The organism is Halorubrum sp. FL23 (assembly GCF_052439115.2).
In the GTDB taxonomy this organism is placed as follows: Archaea; Halobacteriota; Halobacteria; order Halobacteriales; family Haloferacaceae; genus Halorubrum; species Halorubrum persicum.
In genome coordinates this window covers 1-1,753 of record NZ_JBQVRO020000048.1, presented here as the reverse complement: position 1 = coordinate 1,753, position 1,753 = coordinate 1, and the positions used below count along the sequence as shown (strand labels likewise).

Genomic DNA, 1,753 nt, shown 5'->3' with positions numbered 1-1,753 from the left:
GACAGAAGAACATCCGTTCAATTCTCCGATCACGCTTCATCAGCGATTCGACTCAACACCGTCTTGCTCAACAATCTCAGTACATCACAAAGCCGGTTAGTTGAGACGTCTGCTTGCAGAAGGTGTGTCTAAAACCCAGCAAGCAGACGATGAAATCCACGAAGACCAACTCCTTAACTTCCTCGTCAACGCTCTTGACGAGGAAGTTGCTCTCACGCTCGCTGAAAACGCCGAGCTCGATGCTGAAGACATCTACGAGGTCCTCGTCGGCGCGTGCGCCGACGGGACCTCAGTCTCAACGCTCTGTGAGAAAAGCGAAGATGCACCCCACGAAAACTCGGTTCTCTACCATCTCCGCACCAAATTCGACCTTGAGACGCTTGAGCAAGTCGGAAACGCGCTCCTTCAGAAGGACGTTCTCGACGTCCTTCCCCAGCAGGTGGAGGTCGTTTCAGACCTCCACCTGCGGCCCTACTACGGCGACGAAGATGGGACAGACGGCCTGTACCACTCACAAGCGAAGCGTGGAACGACTGCGTTCCACGCCTACGCCACACTCTACGCGCGTGTGAAGAACAAACGCTACACGCTGGCGGTGCGCCGTCTCGAAGACGGCGACACCGCCAGCAGTGTCCTCGCAGAGTTTCTCGGTATCCTCGACGGCCTTGACCTCGAGGTCAAGGCCGTCTTTCTTGACCGCGAATTCTACGACAGCAAGTGTTTGACGCTGCTTCAGGCACACAACCACGCCTACGTCATGCCGATCGTCCGCTGGGGACAGACGATCAAGCAAGAACTCTCGGAAGGCTGGAGTCGCGTGATTCAACACGACATGACGGCGAAACTCGACGGTCACAGCTGGACCGTCGAGTTTCCCGTCTACATCGACTGTACGTACCAAAACGGACGGTACGACGAACATGGAGTGGCGCGTCACGGCTACGCCGCTGACGCGCCGTTCATCGATTCACCACGAGACGCTCGATACCACTACGCGAAACGCTTTGGTATCGAGGCCAGCTACCGACTCTCCGAGCAAAGTATTGCGACGACTTCGACACAAAATCCGGTCGTACGGCTGCTGTACGTCGTGGTGAGCTTGTTGTTACAGAACGTCTGGCGGTATTTACACTGGGAATACGTGGCGACGCCCCGCCGTGGGGGGCGTCGCCTCTGGAAGTGGTCGTTCAAGGAGTTCATCAACATGATTCAACGGGCAGCGTGGACGGCCCTCGCGACGCGTCGGGCCGTCCCCGCAAACCGACCACCAGACGACCGGTTTACCCGCTAATCTCCGACCGGGCTAGCCTCCGCCAGAAGTGGCAACGCTGTCGCGTCGGCGGCAGCCGCCGCCGACAGCGACAGCTCTCCGTCGGTTCGTCGACGATCTTCTCGTCAAGACCACCCAGCACAACCGCTCCGCCACAGAACTCAGGCTTCAGAAACAGCTAGCTGAGGATGCTTTGTGAGGTACTGAATCTGCATAAACACCGCCCCGACGCGCCGCTAAACTACAACGGATGCTACTGGTGGAGAGATTGTCGTCGGGGATATGCGTCGCTTCGCCAAGCGGCCGGAGCTCTTCGCAGTCAGAGTAACGTCCGGTCATAGAGTAGTCTGGTCGCAACATGCTTCGTCTTCATTTTTATACTCACCGACAGAGATACTGATACACTCCGGGCGGATTGATCTCTTTCATCGCTGAGCGGATCTCACTCCGAAGTTCGTCAATTTCTCCAAAGTATTGATTACC

At 56.9% G+C, this 1,753-nt stretch carries 1 protein-coding gene; it reads left to right on the top strand.

Features of this window, described 5'->3' with window-relative positions; translation table 11 throughout:
- Positions 1–124 precede the first annotated feature (124 nt).
- On the top strand, positions 125–1,291 hold the full coding sequence (locus ACT4MF_RS18800; RefSeq protein ID WP_444683847.1) for an ISH3-like element ISH3B family transposase: 1,167 nt from the start codon (positions 125–127) through the stop codon (positions 1,289–1,291).
- The last annotated feature ends 462 nt before the right edge of the window (positions 1,292–1,753 follow it).